This is a genomic window from Aerococcus sp. L_32, from assembly GCF_050689315.1.
The window spans coordinates 1-538 of record NZ_JBOEQF010001236.1 but is presented as its reverse complement, the minus strand read 5'-3'; the positions used below and the strand labels follow the sequence as shown (position 1 = coordinate 538).

Sequence of the window (538 nt, the reverse complement as noted above, 5' to 3'; positions counted from 1 at the left end):
TCGTAAACAATCCCTAAAATTCTTCATCATCGTTCAAATGGTACCAACAACAGCAGCCTTGACCGCCTTTTACGTTATGGCCTTACTAGTTGGGGGGCTAGACAAATTATGGTTCTTGATTTTCGCCTATGTCGGCGGGTCAATCCCAATGAACTCATGGTTGATGAAAGGGTATTTTGATACCGTGCCAACTGACCTAGATGAATCCGCAAAATTAGACGGGGCAGGCCACTTACGGACCTTTGGACAAATCGTCTTACCGTTAGTGCGTCCAATGATTTCAGTGCAAGCCTTATGGGCATTTATGACCCCATTCGGTGAGTACATGCTAGCCCGTTTCATCTTGCGTTCACCAGAAAATTACACCGTAGCCATCGGGTTACAACAATTTATTACCAACCCCCGTGAACAACGGGTAACCCTATTCGCGGCAGGGGCGATCTTAATCGCCTTACCAATTTCAATCATGTTCTTCTACTTACAAAAGAACTTTGTATCTGGTTTAACTGCTGGTGGTACGAAAGGGTAATACATGATT

At 44.6% G+C, this 538-nt stretch carries 1 protein-coding gene; it reads left to right on the top strand.

Annotated elements, in window-relative coordinates:
• A partial coding sequence (locus ACRCJ0_RS19100; protein ID WP_431391785.1) for a sugar ABC transporter permease occupies positions 1 to 529 on the top strand: 529 nt, incomplete at its 5' end.
• Positions 530 to 538 lie beyond the last annotated feature (9 nt).